Source organism: Actimicrobium antarcticum (assembly GCF_039536745.1).
Lineage (GTDB): Bacteria > Pseudomonadota > Gammaproteobacteria > Burkholderiales > Burkholderiaceae_D > Actimicrobium > Actimicrobium antarcticum.
Window position 1 is genome coordinate 269,717 of the sequence record NZ_BAAAZE010000005.1, and the last position, 16,763, is coordinate 286,479.

Genomic DNA, 16,763 nt, shown 5'->3' on the forward strand with positions numbered 1-16,763 from the left:
CTGATGAATCACCACGGCCACCGGGTTGCGGCGGCCTTGGTGACCCGGTTGATGGAAGCGCTTGAGGGGCGCTTCCCGGATGCTTATTTGGCGGCAGCCTTGACCCACATATCGGTCACGCCGACGGAATAATCCGGCAGGACGGTCTGGATCGACTTCTGGGTTTTCAGGAATTCAGCGGTCGCGGTCAGTGACTTCGCCACGCCACTCGTCTTGCCGCCGGACAGCCAGCGTACCGATCCCTGTTCGGCGACTGTCGGGTACTGATACAGCGCCAGCGATGGTGCGACTTCTTCTTTGGTGGCGCCCGAAATCTTTGCCACGGCGGCTCCCTTGGCGGTATCACCCGTCCAGCCGGCTGGATTAGCGCGATAGTCGGCATCGGTTTTTGCCAGGATCTTGACCATCGCGGTCATGAACGGGCCGTGGTCCTTGACCCAGTCGGTATTGACCACCATCGCGTCGAAGGTGGCGTAGCCGGTTTGCTCTTCAATCTTGCCGGAGCTGGTGAGCACCTTGCCGCTGGTCTTCAGTTTCGACAAAACCGGATTCCAGATGAACGCCGCATCGATATCGCCGCGATCCCAGGCCGCCGCGATTTCTGGCGGGCGCATGTTCAGGACCTTGACGTCCTTGTCGCTCAGGCCGGCCTGCTTGAGCGCGAGCAGCGCGTGGAAGTGGCTGGTCGAGACAAACGGCACGCCAAGGCGCTTGCCCTTGAGCGACGCCATGTCGATCGCGCCCGAACCGGTCCGGCCAACGAGGGCTTCGGCATCATTGATGTTATCCAGAATCCAGAAAATCTGGATCGGCAAGCCTTGGCTCAGGCCTGCTGCGACCGGGCTGGAACCCGCTTCGCCGATCTGCACGTTGCCCGATGCCATTGCGCGGATCACATCGCCACCGCCGCCGAATTTACGATAGTTGATCTTGTAGCCGGTGGCCTTCGCCAGTTCGTCCATGTCTTGCGCATGACGCCACGGCACCACCATGTCCTGATAGGCGATGGTGACTTCCTTGTCCGCGGCATGCACGGTAACGGCAGCGCCGAGCGACAGACCAATTGCAATCAGTGAGCGGATAACCGAGGCCGTGACGGATGGGTAACTGTGGTTCATGGTGATCCCTTTTTCAATGATGAGAGTGAAGTGCCCGCATCCGGTAATGCAGCTTCTTTGCCAGCGAGTAAGTCCAGAACGTCCTATCTTTCAGGCCAGATGGCGCCAGCCAGTGCTGGCCACGCTTTGTCCGTCGAATGCCTGCGCGGGTTGGCGTGCCCGATACGTCAATCCAGCCAGGCGTTGCGGTGCGTGCGCGCTAAATGAGTGCGCCGCGGGCCATCAACTTGCGCTGTGCTGATGCGTTAATCGTGATCGCAACAACTCGGCCAGCACACGGATGCCCGGTTTGATCCGGTCCGCCGCGATCGAGGAATACCCCAGCCGCAGATAGCAAAGCGGCGGCGTCTCGTCCAGGAAAAATGTCTCGCCGGATTCGATCAGCAGTCCATGCGCCATCGCTGCCTGGCGCAGCACCGCTGTGTTGATGCCGTCCGGAAGCCGGGCCCAGAGCGCGGAGCCGCCATGCGGCGTGATCACCTGCATCGCCGGCAAATGTTCCCGGCAGGCGGCGGACAGTACCTGTGCCCGATCGGCCAGCGCGCTGCGCAGGTTGTGCAGCAGGTGGTCGTAATGACCATGCTCGATGAAGAGCGCCAGGGTCAGCTGGTTATTGGTTGGCGGATGGCGAATCATCAGCCTGCGTAGCACGCGCAATTGCGCAATCACGGGTGCCGGCGCCACCACATAGCCCAGGCGCAATCCCGGCGACAGGCTTTTCGAGAGGCTGCCGATATAGATCACCCGGCCATCCTGATCGATCGCCTTGAGCGCCGGCAGGGGCTGGCCGGTGTACTGGGTTTCGGCGTCGTAATCGTCCTCGATCAGGATGCCATCTTCGCGTCGGGCCCAGTCCAGCAGTGCCAAGCGGCGCTCGGTGGTCAGGGTGACGCCGGTCGGGCACTGGTGGCTCGGCGTGCAGTACAGATACTGGACTCCTTGCAGGACGGCCGCGTCGGGAACCACGCCGTCGGCGTCTACCGCCAGGCCCGCCAGCACGGCACCGCGCCGGGCAAAGATATTGCGCGCATCCATGTAGCCAGGATCTTCGACGGCGATGCGCGTGCCTGGCTCGATGAATAATTCGGCGAGCAGGTACAGCGCCTGCTGCGCACCCACGGTCAACAGGACTTCGTCGCGTGATGCAGCAATGCCGCGGCGTGGCAGCACGCGCCGGATCAGCTGGTCCAGCAAGGCGTCATCGTCGCTGTCGATCGCATCCGGCGCCCAGCCGCGGATGGCCGTCACGTCCAGTGCCTGGCGGCTGCTCTCGCGCCAGTCGGCAATCGGAAACAGGCCGGGATCGAACTGGCCATACAGGAACGGATAGCGATAGCGCTGCCAGTCGTGCGGCTTGTTGAGCCATTTTGCACCGGCATGGGTAGCGTTGAAGCGGCTGTGCCACTGTACCGAGGTGTCCTGGTCGGTAGCTTTCTTCGCGCTGTGGCGTGTCGGCTTGGCGCTGAGCAGGTATCGGCTGCTGACGAAGTAACCGCTGCGCGGGCGGTTTTCGACGTAGCCATCCTCGGCCAGTTTCTCATAGGCCAGTACCACCGTATTGCGTGAGATACCGAGCATGGCTGCCAGGTCGCGGCTGGAGGGCAGGCGCATGCCGGTGGCCAGGCGGCCGTCGAGCAGGGCGCTCACCAGGCGCGTGCGCAACTGGCTTTGCAAGGTCGGACCATCCCGTTCCGGTGCCGGAAAAAGCTGGTGCCACAAAAGTTGATGGTCGGCGCTGTAGCGTGTCATGGGGTTTCTGCTGGACTGATCGAAACCTGTTACTGGCATGATGCGTGCCAGCACCAGATGGCGCATCGTGGCACCACGTTCACTTTTCCGGGGTCTGACATGCTGCACGCCGTTTCCACATCCGCACCTTCCAATACATCCCAACCCACTTTTGCACTGCCTGCCATGGAACATCAGTGGCTGCCATTCACCCCGAACCGCGAATTCATCGCCGACCCGAAGATGTTCGGCTCGGCGAAAGACGCGTGGTTTTACGATCTGGACGGTCGTCCGATCCTGGATGCGGGTTCCGGCTTGTTCACCACACCGGCCGGCCACTGCCGCCGTGAAATCGCCGATGCGGTGTATGCGCAGTTGCAGGAACTGGATTTCACGCCGAGTTTTCTGCGCTCGCATCCCAAGTCATTCATGCTGGCCAATCGCCTCGCCGAGCTGCTGCCGGCGGGCCTGGACAAACTGTTCTTTGTCAGTTCCGGGTCCGAAGCCATCGATACCGCCATGAAGATTTGCCTGACCTATCACCGTGCCCGCAAGGATGCGTCGCGCACCATGTTCGTGTCGCGGGAGCGCGCCTATCACGGCGTCAATTTCGGGGGTGTCGCGCTGGCCGGGATGATCAATAACCGCCGGCACTTCGGTGGCATCGTCACGGGTGCCGTCCACATGCGCCACACCTGGTTGCCGGACAATCTCAACGTCACCGGCCAGGGCCTGCATGGCGGCCGGGAACTGGCCGACGATCTGTTGCGCCTGATTCAATTGCACGGCGCCGAAAATATAGCTGCCTGCGTGGTCGAGCCGGTGGCCGGCTCCACCGGCGTGCTGGTGCCGCCGGTCGGTTACCTGGAACGCCTGCGCGAACTCTGTACCGCGCACGGCATCCTGCTGGTGTTCGACGAAGTCATCTGCGGCTTTGGCCGTACCGGCGAAAACTTCGCCTCGCAAACCTTCGGCGTGACACCCGACATCATCACCATGGCCAAGGCCATCACGAACGGCGCGATCCCGATGGCGGCGGTGGCGGTGTCGCGCACCGTGCATGACACCATCGTCAATGCGGCAGCCGATGGCGCGATCGAATTTTTCCATGGCTATACCTGGTCGGCCCATCCGGCTGCCTGCGCTGCGGCACTGGCCACGCTCGACATTTATCGTGATGACGATCTGTTTGCGCGGGGCCGTGCAATGTCGCCCATCCTGCTCGATGCGCTGGGTTCGCTGCGCGAGCTGCCGCTGGTGGCCGAGGTGCGCGGTATCGGCATGCTGGCGTGCGTGGAACTCAAGTCCGACGGTGCGCCCGGCCGTCGTGGCCACCTGTTCCAGAAGCGCTTGTACGACGCCGGCCTGCACCTCAAAACCACCGGCGACAACGCCATCGTCTCGCCACCGTTCATCTTTACGGCCGAGCAGGTGGCGCAGACGGTGCAGATCCTGAAGCAAACCATCCTGGAATTGCCGCAATGATCGTCCTGATCACTGGTGCCTCCGCCGGCTTCGGCGAAGTCATCGCGCAACGCTTGTGCGCCGACGGCCACACGGTCGTCGCCACGGCCCGTCGCGCCGACAAGTTGCGCACGCTGGCGGCACGCAGCGGACCCGGACTGGTCCCGATGGCGCTGGATGTGTGTGCCCGCCAGGATGTATTCGCGCTGGTCGAGCAGGTCACGCGCGAGGTCGGGCCGATCGATGTCCTGATCAATAACGCCGGGCTTGCGCTCGGCCTGGGGCCGGCGCACGAAGCCGATCTCGATGAATGGGAAACCATGGTCGATACCAATATCAAGGGTGTCCTGTATTGCACCCGCGCTGCGCTGCCCGGGATGGTTGCGCGTAACAGCGGCACCATCATCAATATGGGATCGGTGGCCGGCACGTATCCGTATCCCGGTGCAAATGTCTACGGCAGCACCAAAGCGTTCGTGCATCAGTTCAGCCTGAACCTGCGTGCGGACCTGGTAGGCAAAAATATCCGCGTTACCTCGATCGAGCCGGGCCTGTGCAGCGGTACCGAGTTTTCGGTGACGCGCTTGCACGGCGATGTCGAACGTGCTGCCGGCATCTATGCGGGAACTCAGGCGCTGACGGCAACCGATATCGCCGACACGGTCAGCTGGCTGGTATCGCGCCCTGCGCATGTCAACATCAACACGATCGAGATGATGCCAACCTGCCAGGCATCCGGCAATTTCGCGATCGTGCGTCACGCCACCTGAGCTGCCGGCATGGACCCGGCGGTACTTGTACTGGCGGCGCTCGCTGCGATCTGTTTTGTGGCGGGGGTGGCCAAGGGCCTGACCGGATTTGGCGCGGCCCTGATCATGGCGCCCCTGCTGTCGATGCTGATCCCGCCGACCCAGGCCGCGGCGCTGATCGTGCTGCTGCATGCGATGACGGGGTGGCAAGGAGCGCGAACCTGGTGGCCCCACGTGCAATGGCCACGCGTGATCGGCATCGCCGTCGTGGCCCTGATGTGTCATCAACTGACGTTGCCTGTGCTAGCCCAGGTGGATGACGTGCTGGTGCGCCGCGCGACCGGCACTCTCGTGCTGTTGCTGAGTTTGTCCAGCCTGTGCGGGGCGCAGTTGCGCAACTCCGGGGGCTACCCGGCCACATTGGCGGCTGCCGTGGCGAGCGGTATCTTTACCGCATTCGGTGGCCTTGGCGGACCGCCGGTGGCGTACTATTTTGCCGGACAAGCCAGCGCCGCCACGCACATGCGCGCCAATCTGCTGGGCTATTTCATGGTCCTGTTTTCCGGCGCCGCCATCGGACTGGCGGTGCGCGGCGCGGTGGGCATCGAGAGCCTCCGGCACAGCGCGTTGCTGGCGCCATTCTTCGTCCTCGGGATGATGGCCGGTTCGCGCCTGTATGGCCGCTTGTCGCCACGCTGCTACCACTATGTCGTCCAACTGGGACTGGTAGGCATCGGATTGTTTGCGATGGTGCGTTGAGGCGGCGCCATTGGTTACGACAGAAACCGCTGACGGTCTCCTGCGCAGCGGTTGCAGGTTTCCTGACAAGCCAGGGCACGAGCCCGTGTCTGATGCCCGGCGTCAAATCACGAGTTCGATCATGCGGGTGACCTGTTCTTGTGCCGCGGCCGGACCGCGCCGATTTCTGCAGTGAGTGCCTGACAGAGCGCTCGATGCAGATGCATCCATTGTCCGGTTAGCGCTTCGGCACGCCGAGGTGAGAGGAGGGGTATAGTCAGAACAACATCTTTACGACACCACGTCCCCTCACCAAGGAGTATCAACATGCGCATGAAAACACTAGGTCGCACCGGTTTGTTCGTCTCGGAACTCTGTCTCGGTACCATGACATTTGGCGGCACCGGCGGTGACATGTGGAGCAAAATCGGCCAGTTGCAGCAAGTCGATGCGGACAAGATGGTACGCACCGCCATCGATGGCGGCATCAATTTCATCGATACCGCCGACGTCTACGCCGGCGGGCTATCGGAACAGATTACTGGCCAGGCGCTGCGCAATCTCGGCATCGCGCGCAACGACATTGTTATCGCGACGAAGGCATTTGGCCCGATGGGGACAGGACCGAATCAGGGTGGCACCTCGCGTGTGCATTTGATCGATGCCTGCAAAGCCAGTCTGCGTCGGCTCCAGGTCGAGCATATCGACCTGTACCAGATTCACGGCTTCGATGCGGTCACGCCGATGGACGAGCAATTGCATGCGCTCGACAATCTGGTCCAGCACGGCCATGTCCGCTATGTCGGGGTATCGAACTGGGCCGCCTGGCAGATCACCAAAGCGCTCGGTATCGCCGAGCGCGATCGCCTTGCGCGCTTCGTCTCGCTGCAGGCGCATTACACGGTAGCCAGCCGGGATCTGGAACGCGAACTCGTGCCGATGATGGTCTCGGAAGGCGTCGGGCTGATGGTATGGAGTCCGCTGGCCGGTGGCCTGTTGTCAGGCAAATATGACCGGTCGAACGAAAGTGCCGGCGACGGTCGGCGTGCCAGTTTTGATTTCCCGCCAGTCGACCGTGATCGTGCCTATGCGGTCATCGATGTGATGCGCGTGATAGCGGATGAGAAGGGTGTTTCCGTGGCACAGATTGCACTGGCCTGGCTGCTCCATCAGCCGGTCGTGACCAGCGTCATCATCGGAGCCAATCGACCAGAACAGCTGAGTGACAATATCGCCGCAACGCGGGTTGCCCTGTCGACGACGCAATTGGACATGCTGGAAAAAGTCAGTGCGTTACCGCCCGAATATCCTGGCTGGATGATCGTGCGGCAAGGTGCCACACGCCTGGCCTTGCTGGATCAACCGTCGCGGGATGACTGACCGGTTGGTGCCGTAATGTCGTGGTCTGCCTTGCACGCACACCTACTGTTGAAACCGGCAACGCGGCTGCCTGATCGAAACTGGTCTGAATTCGCTTCCGAACAGCGTCCGGATGCTCTCCGGCTGCGCGATGCGGTGCAAAGCCGAAGCGCAATATTGATCGAGCGTCAGGTTGCCGGGTGCATCGCGCATTTCTCCGGCGTCTGAATGGGAAGTCGCGTCAATTTTTGATTGCTTTGTTGTGGTGATCATTGCAAGCGTGGTCACCAAGGGTGCCGATACTGCCCGCTCGGAACAAACCAGCCGTCTAAAAGTGACACCGGCACTGCTGCAAAGTCAGCGACTCGCGCTGGCTAGTTTTAAGGAGAACTGCTTCGGTTGTCGGTCGGCGCGGCTTGCGGCGATGTCGCCGGAACATGCGCGTCTACCGATCCCAGACGCTGCAGTTGCAGCTTCGCCAGGGTTGGATACAGCGGAGCGCTGAGCAGGCGGGCGATGCTGGCGGCCACCAGCGCGCAGGCCATCAGGCTGAGCACCATCGCGTGGCCGTCGACCATTTCCATCACGATGATAAAGGCGGTCAACGGAGCCTGCGTGGCTGCTGCCAGAAAGCCAACCATGCCCAACGCGATCAATTCGGGGGCGTGCGGATAAGCCGTCAATTGCGAGATGTCATTGCCGAGCGCGGCGCCGATGGCCAGCGCCGGCGCAAAGATTCCGGCTGGAACGCCAGACCAGGCCGTCAGCCAGGTCGCAACAAACTTGAACAGGACGTACACAGCCGGTGTGCTCTCGGTACCGGCCAGCATATCGCGCGTGTTCACGTAGCCACTGCCGAATATGGCACCGCTGGTTAAAATTCCGAGTCCCGCTACGGCCAGACCGCACAGGGCGGCGAACAGTACAGGGTGGGCGTGCCGCAGTCGACTCGGCGCGTCGCGTGTCTGGTCGCCAAGCGAGGCGATCAGCAAGCGCGAAAACAGGCCACCAGCCAGCCCGCTTCCCAGCGCCACCATCAATCCAGGCAGTAGCAGCGCCAGACCGATCTGGCCAGCATGAATAATCCCGAAATAGGTGGCGTTGCCACCGATCGAGACAGCAATAACGCCTGACAGCACAATCGCCGCCATCAGCAAACCGCTGTTGCGCTCTTCCGGATTGCGCGACAACTCTTCAATCGCAAACATCACCCCGGCCAGCGGCGTGTTGAATGCAGCCGCAATACCGGCCGCGCCACCGGCTACCAGCAAACCGTGCGCCGTAACGGAAGTTCGTTTGGGCAGGAAACGGCGTGCCGCCAGCATCACCCCGGCAGCGATTTGAACGCAAGGACCTTCACGCCCCAGCGACAGGCCGGCCAGCATGCCGGCGCCCGTCAGGCCAATCTTGGCAGCGCTCAGTCGGAGCGACACGAACAAACCGCGTCGGCCCGGATCGACAGCAGGATCGAGCGCCGCCATCACTTGCGGAATACCGGAACCGCCCGCACCTGGCACGTAGCGCAGTGTTACGGCGAGGATCGCGGCTGCACACAGCGGTGTCCATATCAGCGGTGCCCACCAGAACCGCTCATACAACTGAAAAAATAGGTTCACTGCATGGTCGGATAGCCAGGAAAAGGCCACCACCGTCAAGCCGGCCACCGATGCGGCACCGACCACGACGGCACGCGACCACCATAGCTGCCAATCACCAAATTCTTTTTTGACGGCCCTGCCAACGTGGTGATTGAGTTTCATCGCATTTCTTCCTGGTGGTTTCAGTCGGTGTCAGTACACGCGCAGCCACGCGCGTCTTCCGTCAGTTTCGCGTTGTCTTGACTGCCGTGAGATCCCACCTTCGTCAAGTCGGGAAAAATGCCCGAGTAGGCGGATCCCGACTAGTGGGCCAGAGTGTAAGGCAAGACGCGGCCGGAATTGGCAGAAATGAACTGGCGCGCTCGCCCGAGCGCCACCAATCAGACCTCAGCTATCTGGTAAAGCACTTGCTGGGGCGCGGCTTGATCGGCGCCAGTCTTGCCGACCCCGACCCCGACCCCGACCCCGACCCCGACCCCGACCCCGCCAGTGGTGAGCTTGCGCGTACACCGGGATGGGGCGCGGGATTTGCAATTGGCCCAATGCACCAACGCCAACTCACGCCAGACCGAGACTTTTAAGTCGTCGATACAGCGTACGTTCACTCAGGCCGAACCGGACGGCCAGCTCCCGTCGTGTCAGTGTGTTGTCGCTTGCAAGGCGCCGAAGCTCGGCATCGTCGCCATTTTTCCGGTCAATCGGCGTCATGGGTAACGACGAGGCTGGCGTGAATGCGACCCCATTGCTCGCGATGAAGTCTGGCAAGTGCTCGGGTCGAATAATGTGATCGTCGGCAAACAGCCTGGCCCGGTCGAGGACATTGCGCAGTTCGCGCAGGTTGCCGGGCCAGGCGTATGCCTGCAGCTGCAGCATCGCACTGGCATGCACGGACACCCGTTGCTGGTCCGTGCTGTCACGCCGAAGGAACGAGTCGACCAGCATCGGAATGTCTGATGAGCGTTCGCGCAAAGGCGGCAGCGTGATCGGAAAAGCGGCGATCCGGTAGTACAGGTCCTGCCGAAACCGCCCGTCACCGACCATTTGTCCGAGTGGCTTGTGTGTCGCGGTAATCAGTCTGAAATTGGCTTGCAGTGTTTCGATGCCGCCAACACGGCGGAACGTACCCGACTCGATCAGCCGCAACAGCTTGACTTGCATCGCCAGCGGCACGTCACCGATCTCGTCGAGAAACAAGGTGCCGCCATCCACTGTTTCGACCAGGCCCTTTTTGCGCACATTGGCTCCGGTAAAGGCACCTTTCTCGTAGCCGAACAGTTCACTCTCGAACAGCGTCTCGGTCAGACCAGAGCAATCCACCACGACAAAAGGACCGCGGGCGCGTCCGCTGGCCTCGTGGACCGCACGTGCGAACAGCTCCTTGCCGGTGCCGGATTCACCGAGCAACATGACCGGCAGCATCGACGGTGCCACCCTCTGTACCGCGGATAGTGCCGCGTTAAATTTGGGAGCCTGGCCAACCAGTCCCTCCGCGCTCGGACGCGCCGAGGCAGTGCGTACCGTCACCAGACGCTCGACATAGGCGACGACTTGCATGTCCGTATCCATGATCGGGCGCAGCTCGACATCCACATGTTCCGGGCCGCGCGGGGTGTGGTGTATGTGCAGAATACGATCGGGGCCCTTGAGTTCGAACGCTTTTTTCATGGGACAGTGTTCACCAGCCTGGTCGCAGGGAACCTCGTAATGGTGCGACACGCGGTAGCATTTTTGGCCAATCACCGACCTGTTGGCGGCGCCGAACTGGCGTCGGTACGCCGTGTTTGCTGCGAGAATGTTGTACTCCGGATCCAGTACGATCATCGGCTGCGCTTCGTGTTCGAGAAATGAAATCAGGGCGTCCACCTGCGGCTTGGCGGGCAGGATGCTGTGTGGCGCCGCCGCGGTTGTCGAGCCGTCGGCTTTATCAGCGTCGTCAGCGTTGTCGGCGCTCGGGTTGTGCGGCATCTGCGGCATGTGCGTCCTCATGATTGGTTTGGCGTCTGTCGCATCCTACCGCCAAAACTGCCAACATGGCAGTCTGTACTGCCAATTACAGGTGCCATTGACTTATGCGGAATGCGGTACTGGTTAAACAAAAGTCCTTCGAATCAACTGGTTATGAATTTGTTTGGTGGCGCGATACGCTGGCACGAATCTTGATATGTTGATGACGTAATTACAGGTAGTACGTCATGTATCAATTTCAAACAACCCGGGAGACTCACCATGAAAATCAATGAAGGTACTTTGGATCGCGTGCTGCGTGTCGGCGGCGGGCTTGCGCTGATCGCACTTGCCGCCACGAATACGGTTGGCGTGTGGGGCTACATCGGCATCGTGCCCCTGGTCACCGGAGCGATCGGCACCTGTCCGGTCTACACAATTTTAGGATTCAATACCTGCCCGCTGCGCCGTCGCTGACGGCGCGCTGCCGGCCAGGGCGATGCACTACCGCATCGCCCTGATCAGTAGTGCCACTGCAACCAGCGCCGATACGACCGCAAATCCCTTTTGCAGATGCGGACCTGACAGGCGCGTGGCGACCAGACGTCCGGCGACCATGCCCGCAAGTGCGCCGCCCGAAAACGGCAGGGCAACCGCCCATTGCAAGTGACCGGACAACGTGCTGGCAACCACACCGGACATCGATACCAGCGCGATGACTGCCAGCGAGGTTGCCAGAATCGACTGGGTCGCCAGATCGGTATACCGCTGCAGCGCGGGCACCATCACAAAACCGCCACCGACCCCAAGCAGGCCCGACAGACCACCTGCTGCCACACCTGCCACGGCCAGCGCCCGCGCGCAAGGAACGGTCCAGATCAGTTTGCCCCTGACGGTATCGATCTGGCAGGGCGGTATCCGCTGGTCATTGGCAGCCCGCTCCCCGGAAGTCCTGGATTTACGAAACACGCGCCAGGCGACAAACAGCAGCACGCAGGCAAACAGGATCGTCAGCGGACGATTGGGAGTGCGCTGGGCCAGCCACAGGCCGATTGGCGAGCACACGATGCCGGTTACCGAGATCAACAGCGCGGCCTTGTAACGTACCGTGCCGTTTCTCAACCCCATGACGGCACCCAGTGTCGCCGCCAGGCCGACCGCCAGCAGGCCAATCGGTCCGGCTTCGGCCATGCTCAAGCCGGCACCGAATACCAGTAACGGCACGGCAAGAATGCCGCCGCCGGCACCGGTGAGCGCCAGGATGATGCCGACAGTAAAGCCGAGCAGCAGGATCGTCACCATGTTACAGATCCGCCAGTTCCGGCTTCGCCATCCATTCGCGCCCCTTCAGCATGCCTTTCCAGTACAGCGGCGGCAGGATGCGCTCTTTCAGCAGCCAGGCCAGGCGCGACGGCCGGGTGCCGTCGATCAGCCATGCGGGAAAGCTGGGTGCGACCTTGCCGCCATAAGTGAATTCGGCCAGCACGATCTTGCCGCGCTCCACCGTCAGCGGACACGAGCCGTAGCCGTCGTACCGCGCGCTGCCAGTCAATTTGCCGAGTGCAGCCAGCACATTGTGCGCAACGACCGGCGCCTGCACGCGCGCTGCAGCCGCAGTTTTTGCATTGCCGGAGTTCCCGGCGTCGCCCAGTGCATGGATATTTTCGATGGTATTGTGGCGCATCGTGGCCGGATCGATGTCGATCCAGCCATTGGTGTCAGCCAGCGGACTTACGCGGATAAAATCCGGCGCGACCTGGGGCGGCACCACATGCAGCATGTCGAACTCGCGCGTGACAACATCCTTGCTGCCATCGGGATTGGTGCGGCTGAAGGTCGCGCTCTTGTGCTGACCATCGACCGCAATCAGGTTGTGGCCGAAATCGAGCGCGATGTCATAGCGGCGCACGTAGTCCATCAGCGCCGGTACATAGTCGGCCACGCCGAAGAGCACCGAGCCGGCGTTGCAGAATTCGATATCGATAGCGTCAAGCACACCGGTGCGCTGCCAGTGGTCGGCTGACAGGTACATCGCCTTTTGCGGTGCACCGGCGCATTTGATCGGCATCGGCGGCTGCGTGAAGATGGCACGGCCGCTGCGCAATTGCTGCACCAGTTGCCAGGTGTATGGCGCCAGGTGATACAGATAGTTCGAGGTGACGCCATTGCGGCCCAGCGTTTCAGGCAGGCCCTCGATTGCGTTCCAGTTCAGCTTCAGTCCGGGGCAGACGATCAGTTGGGCGTATTTGACGACACGGCAACCGTCAAGAATGACCGCATTGCGTTCCGGCTCGAATGCCGCCACCGCAGACTTGATCCAGTGCACCCCTTCGGGAATCAGTGATGCCATCGTGCGCGCCGTACTCGGCGCATCGAACACGCCGGCACCAACCAGCGTCCAGCCGGGCTGGTAATAATGCACATCGGCCGGATCGATGATCGCGATGTCCAGCCCGGGGCAACGTGCCAGCAGGCTCGCGGCAGTGGCGATGCCTGCGGCGCCACCTCCGATGATCACCACCGTATGCTCCGCTTCGGCGATCTCGACCGGGGTGCGGCCCTGATTGACAATGCGCCGGATAACCCCTTTCAGGTCGAAGCCGGCTTTGGTGGCCGCAGCCAGGATGGCGGGCAGTGGCTGCAATTTTGCCTGTGACAGCGCCCACATCGTGGTCGAACGCATGCCGGTGCGGCAATACGCCAGTACCGGTTTGGGCAGGCTGTCGAACAAGACGCCGAATGCGATGCCTTGCTCGTCGCTGACCTTGCCGGATTCGGCGGGCAGATAGTGCACCGCCATGCCGGCCTCCTGCGCGGCGCGGGCGATTTCGGCAAAGAGCGGCTGATCGGCGCCTTCGCCATCGGGTCGATTGCAGATGATGGCGCGGTAACCGTGCTGTTTCAGGAGGGCGATGTCGGCTGCCAGCAATTGCGGCGCAACCGATAGTCCTGACGTGAGGTGGCGAATGTCCATGTTGTCTCCGAATTTTTATTGGGTGAATCAGGCCGCGTTGAGCGGTATTTTCAAGTAACGCACGCCGTTATCTTCGGGCTCGGGCAAGTGACCCGCACGCATGTTGACCTGGACCGAAGGCAGGATCAGTGTCGGCATCTCCAGCGTGGCGTCGCGCTTGTTGCGCATCGCCACGAACTCGGCCTCGCTGACGCCGTTATGCACATGAATGTTATGGGCGCGCTGATCAGCCACGCTGCTGACGAATTGCACATCGCGCCCGCCGGGCAGGTAGTCATGGCACATGTACAGCAGGGTGTCGGCCGGCAGGCTGAGCACCTTATTGATCGATTGAAACAGCGTACGGGCATCGCCGCCGGGGAAGTCGCAGCGGGCGCTGCCGTAGTCGGGCATGAACAGCGTGTCGCCGACAAACGCCATGGTCTGGTCCTGATCCCGGATGACATAAGTCATGCAGGCCGGCGTATGGCCGGGCGTATGCATGGTGCTGCAGGCCAGCGAGCCGATGGCAAAGGCTTCGTCATCCTGAAACAGGTGATCGAACTGACTGCCATCACGTGCCATGCCGGCATCGGCATTGAACAGCTTGCCGAAGACCTGCTGCACCTGGGTGATCTGGCTGCCGATGCCGATCTTGCCACCCAGTTGCTGCTGCAAATACGGTGCGGCGGACAGGTGGTCTGCATGGACGTGGGTTTCGAGTATCCACTGCACGCTGGCACCGAGCTCGCGTACGCGGGCGATCAGCTTGTCGGCCGAGCGGGTGGTGGTGTGGCCGGACTTCGGATCGTAGTCGAGCACGCTGTCAATCAACGCGCAGTGTCCGGTGGTCGGGTCGAGCACCAGATAGCTGACAGTCCAGGTGTTCTGGTCAAAAAAGCCTTCAATCCGGGCGTGGGTGGGTGTGGTGAGCGCCATGCGGGTATGTCTCCTGTAAAAGCTGGTCTGTAGCGCCAGGCATCTTTACGCTTCGCAATAAGCGTACCAACCCAGCGATTCAAATTAAATCCGCACAAGCTATTGATTTAATGATGATTTATTTTTATTGCTGTCCGAGCAGGGAAGCTTGCGTACTGCCAGTGGCAGCAGCACTCAGCCAAATGGCAGCTAAGTGGCAGTTCGGGGCAGTCATGTGGCAATAACAGTGTGTTGTGTAAATGCTGGCCGCGCGGCGCCGGTCCGCTGGCATGTCATGCGACTGCCATCGTGACAGTGCATGTCAGCATGGCAGTGAATGGCGCTGCCATCTGGTTGGCGTGTCATTCGTAAAAATCCCAAGTCCCTGTTTTCAAAAGCATTCTTTTTAAGAAATGTTTTGGCACGAAACCTGCTGTATCGGGTGTCATGACCCCTGCCGACCGCCGCCTGCTGCGCCAACTGATCATCGCCGTGCTGATCAAGTTCATTGTCTTGACCGCACTGTGGTGGCTGTTCGTGCGTGACGCGAGCGTCACCGTCGATGCAGAGCGCATCGCCGACAGGATCACTGCAACAACATCTACTCAAGGAGCAGGAAAGTGATTTCAGAACAACTGGTGGACCTGTCACGGCTGCAATTTGCGGCAACGGCGATGTACCACTTTCTATTTGTGCCGCTGACCGTGGGCATGGTGTGGTTGCTGGTCATCATGGAAAGCGTGTATGTGATGACCGGCAATGTGATCTGGAAAGACATGACGCGCTTCTGGGGCAAGCTGTTCGGCATTAACTTTGCGCTGGGCGTGACCACTGGCATCACGCTGGAATTCCAGTTCGGTACCAACTGGGCGTATTACTCGCACTATGTCGGCGACATCTTCGGTGCGCCGCTGGCGATCGAGGGAATGATGGCGTTTTTCCTGGAATCGACAATGATCGGCCTGTTCTTTTTTGGCTGGAACCGGTTGAGCCGGCCGCAGCATCTGCTGGTGACGATGCTCATGGCAATCGGCACCAACCTGTCGGCACTATGGATTCTGATTGCCAACGGCTGGATGCAGAATCCGGTCGGCGCCGAATTCAGCTATCTGACCATGCGCATGGAAATGGTGGACTTCTGGGCCGTCGTATTCAACCCGGTGGCGCAGGCAAAGTTCGTGCATACCGTGTCGGCCGGCTATGTGACCGGATCGATGTTCGTGTTGTCCATTTCCAGCTGGTACCTGTTGAAAGGGCGCAATGTCGAGTTCGCCAAACGCAGTTTTCGGGTGGCGGCAGCGTTTGGTCTGGCATCGGTGCTGAGCGTGATCGTGCTGGGTGACGAATCCGGCTACACGGTAGGCGAAGCGCAGCAGACCAAGATGGCGGCCATCGAAGCGATGTGGGAAACCAAACCGGCACCGGCCGGCCTGACGCTGGTGGCCAGCATCAATGAAGCCGAATCAAAAAACAACTGGGAAATCGAAGTCCCGTGGGTCATGGGCTTGATCGGGACCCGCTCGGTCAGCAAGCAGATTCCCGGCATCCACGATATCAAGGCCAACAACCGGGAGCGCATCGTGCGCGGCATCGTGGCGGTCAAGGCACTTGAGACCTTGCGTACCCATCGCACCGATACCGTGGCATTGCAGGCATTTGACAGGCACAAAGCCGATCTGGGTTTTGGTCTGTTACTGAAAAAATATGTCGTCGACGTCAATCAGGCAACGCCCGCGATGATCGATCGTGCCGTCAATGACACGATGCCGCGCGTGACACCGATGTTCTGGGCATTTCGCATCATGGTGGGTCTGGGCTTTGCGATGCTGCTGCTGTTCGGGCTGGCGTTCCTGAGCACGATCAAGTCGACCTGCTCGCAGCGGCCGTGGCTGCTGCGATGGGCGCTGTGGATGCTGCCTGCGCCGTGGATCTCCTGTGAACTGGGCTGGTTCGTGGCGGAGTACGGTCGCCAGCCGTGGACCATTTACGGCGTGCTGCCGACCCACATGAGCGTCTCTACTCTCAGCGTCAACAACCTGTATGGCTCGCTGGCCGGCTTCATCGTGTTCTACACCGTGCTGTTGATCGTCGAGATGTTCTTGATGGTCAAGTTTGCGCGACAAGGGCCCGGCAGTCTTGGCACTGGCCGCTATCAGCAAGAAGTTGTGCGCCACGCACCCGTACTGGCTTGAAG

The 16,763-nt window shown here is 61.2% G+C and carries 15 protein-coding genes; 7 read left to right on the top strand and 8 right to left on the bottom strand.

All coding sequences use genetic code 11. The features are described from left to right. Positions 1–83: 83 nt before the first annotated feature. Together tauA and pdxR are read right to left on the bottom strand one after the other, a co-directional pair. Positions 84–1,118, bottom strand: coding sequence for a taurine ABC transporter substrate-binding protein (gene tauA, locus ABD720_RS04090; protein ID WP_344761957.1), 1,035 nt, complete (start codon positions 1,116–1,118; stop codon positions 84–86). A gap of 222 nt (positions 1,119–1,340) precedes the next feature. Next, positions 1,341–2,867, bottom strand: coding sequence for a MocR-like pyridoxine biosynthesis transcription factor PdxR (gene pdxR / locus ABD720_RS04095; RefSeq protein WP_344761958.1), 1,527 nt, complete (start codon positions 2,865–2,867; stop codon positions 1,341–1,343). A 165-nt stretch (positions 2,868–3,032) separates the two neighbouring features. Between pdxR and aptA the strand changes: the two genes are divergently transcribed. From aptA to ABD720_RS04115, 4 genes are all read left to right on the top strand, one after another. Then, entirely contained in the window at positions 3,033–4,331 is a 1,299-nt protein-coding gene (gene aptA, locus ABD720_RS04100; RefSeq protein ID WP_344761959.1) for an omega-aminotransferase AptA, read from the top strand. Next, positions 4,328–5,080, top strand: a complete 753-nt coding sequence (locus ABD720_RS04105; protein ID WP_344761960.1) for an SDR family NAD(P)-dependent oxidoreductase — start codon at positions 4,328–4,330, stop codon at positions 5,078–5,080. Before aptA ends, ABD720_RS04105 begins: the two co-directional genes overlap by 4 nt. A gap of 9 nt (positions 5,081–5,089) precedes the next feature. Continuing rightward, positions 5,090–5,818: a sulfite exporter TauE/SafE family protein gene (locus ABD720_RS04110; RefSeq protein ID WP_344761961.1), complete on the top strand. Its 729-nt coding sequence runs from the start codon at positions 5,090–5,092 to the stop codon at positions 5,816–5,818. A 306-nt stretch (positions 5,819–6,124) separates the two neighbouring features. Then, on the top strand, positions 6,125–7,177 hold the full coding sequence (locus ABD720_RS04115) for an aldo/keto reductase (protein ID WP_344761962.1): 1,053 nt from the start codon (positions 6,125–6,127) through the stop codon (positions 7,175–7,177). A gap of 42 nt (positions 7,178–7,219) precedes the next feature. Here the strand turns inward: ABD720_RS04115 and ABD720_RS04120 are convergent, their stop codons facing one another. The 3 genes from ABD720_RS04120 to ABD720_RS04130 all read right to left on the bottom strand — a co-directional run bounded on the left by ABD720_RS04120 (position 7,220) and on the right by ABD720_RS04130 (position 10,575). After that, positions 7,220–7,444 (bottom strand): hypothetical protein, encoded by a 225-nt coding sequence (locus ABD720_RS04120; RefSeq protein WP_344761963.1) that lies wholly within the window; start codon positions 7,442–7,444, stop codon positions 7,220–7,222. A gap of 92 nt (positions 7,445–7,536) precedes the next feature. Next, positions 7,537–8,916 (bottom strand): chloride channel protein, encoded by a 1,380-nt coding sequence (locus tag ABD720_RS04125; RefSeq protein ID WP_344761964.1) that lies wholly within the window; start codon positions 8,914–8,916, stop codon positions 7,537–7,539. Positions 8,917–9,312: 396 nt separating this feature from the next. Continuing rightward, positions 9,313–10,575, bottom strand: coding sequence for a sigma-54 interaction domain-containing protein (locus ABD720_RS04130; protein ID WP_425547919.1), 1,263 nt, complete (start codon positions 10,573–10,575; stop codon positions 9,313–9,315). 405 nt (positions 10,576–10,980) lie between these two features. On the opposite strand from ABD720_RS04130, the gene ABD720_RS04135 reads away from it, so the two are divergent. Next, complete coding sequence (locus ABD720_RS04135) at positions 10,981–11,175, top strand: YgaP family membrane protein (RefSeq protein WP_344761965.1); 195 nt, start codon at positions 10,981–10,983, stop codon at positions 11,173–11,175. A gap of 27 nt (positions 11,176–11,202) precedes the next feature. Here the strand turns inward: ABD720_RS04135 and ABD720_RS04140 are convergent, their stop codons facing one another. The 3 genes from ABD720_RS04140 to ABD720_RS04150 are packed head-to-tail and all read right to left on the bottom strand — an operon-like array spanning position 11,203 to position 14,590. After that, a complete protein-coding gene (locus ABD720_RS04140) occupies positions 11,203–12,000 on the bottom strand; it encodes a sulfite exporter TauE/SafE family protein (protein WP_344761966.1) in 798 nt (265 codons plus the stop codon). 1 nt (position 12,001) lies between these two features. Beyond that, a complete protein-coding gene (locus ABD720_RS04145; protein WP_344761967.1) occupies positions 12,002–13,672 on the bottom strand; it encodes a bifunctional protein tyrosine phosphatase family protein/NAD(P)/FAD-dependent oxidoreductase in 1,671 nt (556 codons plus the stop codon). 27 nt (positions 13,673–13,699) lie between these two features. Further along, entirely contained in the window at positions 13,700–14,590 is an 891-nt protein-coding gene (locus ABD720_RS04150; RefSeq protein WP_344761968.1) for an MBL fold metallo-hydrolase, read from the bottom strand. A gap of 426 nt (positions 14,591–15,016) precedes the next feature. Here ABD720_RS04150 and cydP point away from each other — a divergent pair, with 426 nt between their 5' ends. Together cydP and ABD720_RS04160 are read left to right on the top strand one after the other, a co-directional pair. Next, complete coding sequence (gene cydP / locus ABD720_RS04155) at positions 15,017–15,193, top strand: cytochrome oxidase putative small subunit CydP (RefSeq protein WP_344761969.1); 177 nt, start codon at positions 15,017–15,019, stop codon at positions 15,191–15,193. Then, positions 15,190–16,761 (top strand): cytochrome ubiquinol oxidase subunit I, encoded by a 1,572-nt coding sequence (locus tag ABD720_RS04160; protein ID WP_344761970.1) that lies wholly within the window; start codon positions 15,190–15,192, stop codon positions 16,759–16,761. The genes cydP and ABD720_RS04160 overlap by 4 nt, the downstream gene beginning before the upstream one ends. Positions 16,762–16,763: the final 2 nt, after the last annotated feature.

Excerpts from the sequence above, each read along its gene's own strand:
- ABD720_RS04115 (WP_344761962.1), top strand. The coding sequence starts at position 6,125 with ATGCGCATGAAAACACTAGGTCGCACCGGTTTGTTCGTCTCGGAACTC.
- ABD720_RS04135 (WP_344761965.1), top strand. The coding sequence starts at position 10,981 with ATGAAAATCAATGAAGGTACTTTGGATCGCGTGCTGCGTGTCGGCGGC.
- ABD720_RS04150 (WP_344761968.1), bottom strand. The coding sequence starts at position 14,590 with ATGGCGCTCACCACACCCACCCACGCCCGGATTGAAGGCTTTTTTGAC.
- ABD720_RS04130 (WP_425547919.1), bottom strand. The coding sequence starts at position 10,575 with ATGATCGTACTGGATCCGGAGTACAACATTCTCGCAGCAAACACGGCG.
- ABD720_RS04140 (WP_344761966.1), bottom strand. The coding sequence starts at position 12,000 with ATGGTGACGATCCTGCTGCTCGGCTTTACTGTCGGCATCATCCTGGCG.
- ABD720_RS04125 (WP_344761964.1), bottom strand. The coding sequence starts at position 8,916 with ATGAAACTCAATCACCACGTTGGCAGGGCCGTCAAAAAAGAATTTGGT.
- ABD720_RS04110 (WP_344761961.1), top strand. The coding sequence starts at position 5,090 with ATGGACCCGGCGGTACTTGTACTGGCGGCGCTCGCTGCGATCTGTTTT.
- tauA (WP_344761957.1), bottom strand. The coding sequence starts at position 1,118 with ATGAACCACAGTTACCCATCCGTCACGGCCTCGGTTATCCGCTCACTG.
- ABD720_RS04105 (WP_344761960.1), top strand. The coding sequence starts at position 4,328 with ATGATCGTCCTGATCACTGGTGCCTCCGCCGGCTTCGGCGAAGTCATC.
- pdxR (WP_344761958.1), bottom strand. The coding sequence starts at position 2,867 with ATGACACGCTACAGCGCCGACCATCAACTTTTGTGGCACCAGCTTTTT.
- ABD720_RS04145 (WP_344761967.1), bottom strand. The coding sequence starts at position 13,672 with ATGGACATTCGCCACCTCACGTCAGGACTATCGGTTGCGCCGCAATTG.
- aptA (WP_344761959.1), top strand. The coding sequence starts at position 3,033 with ATGGAACATCAGTGGCTGCCATTCACCCCGAACCGCGAATTCATCGCC.
- cydP (WP_344761969.1), top strand. The coding sequence starts at position 15,017 with ATGACCCCTGCCGACCGCCGCCTGCTGCGCCAACTGATCATCGCCGTG.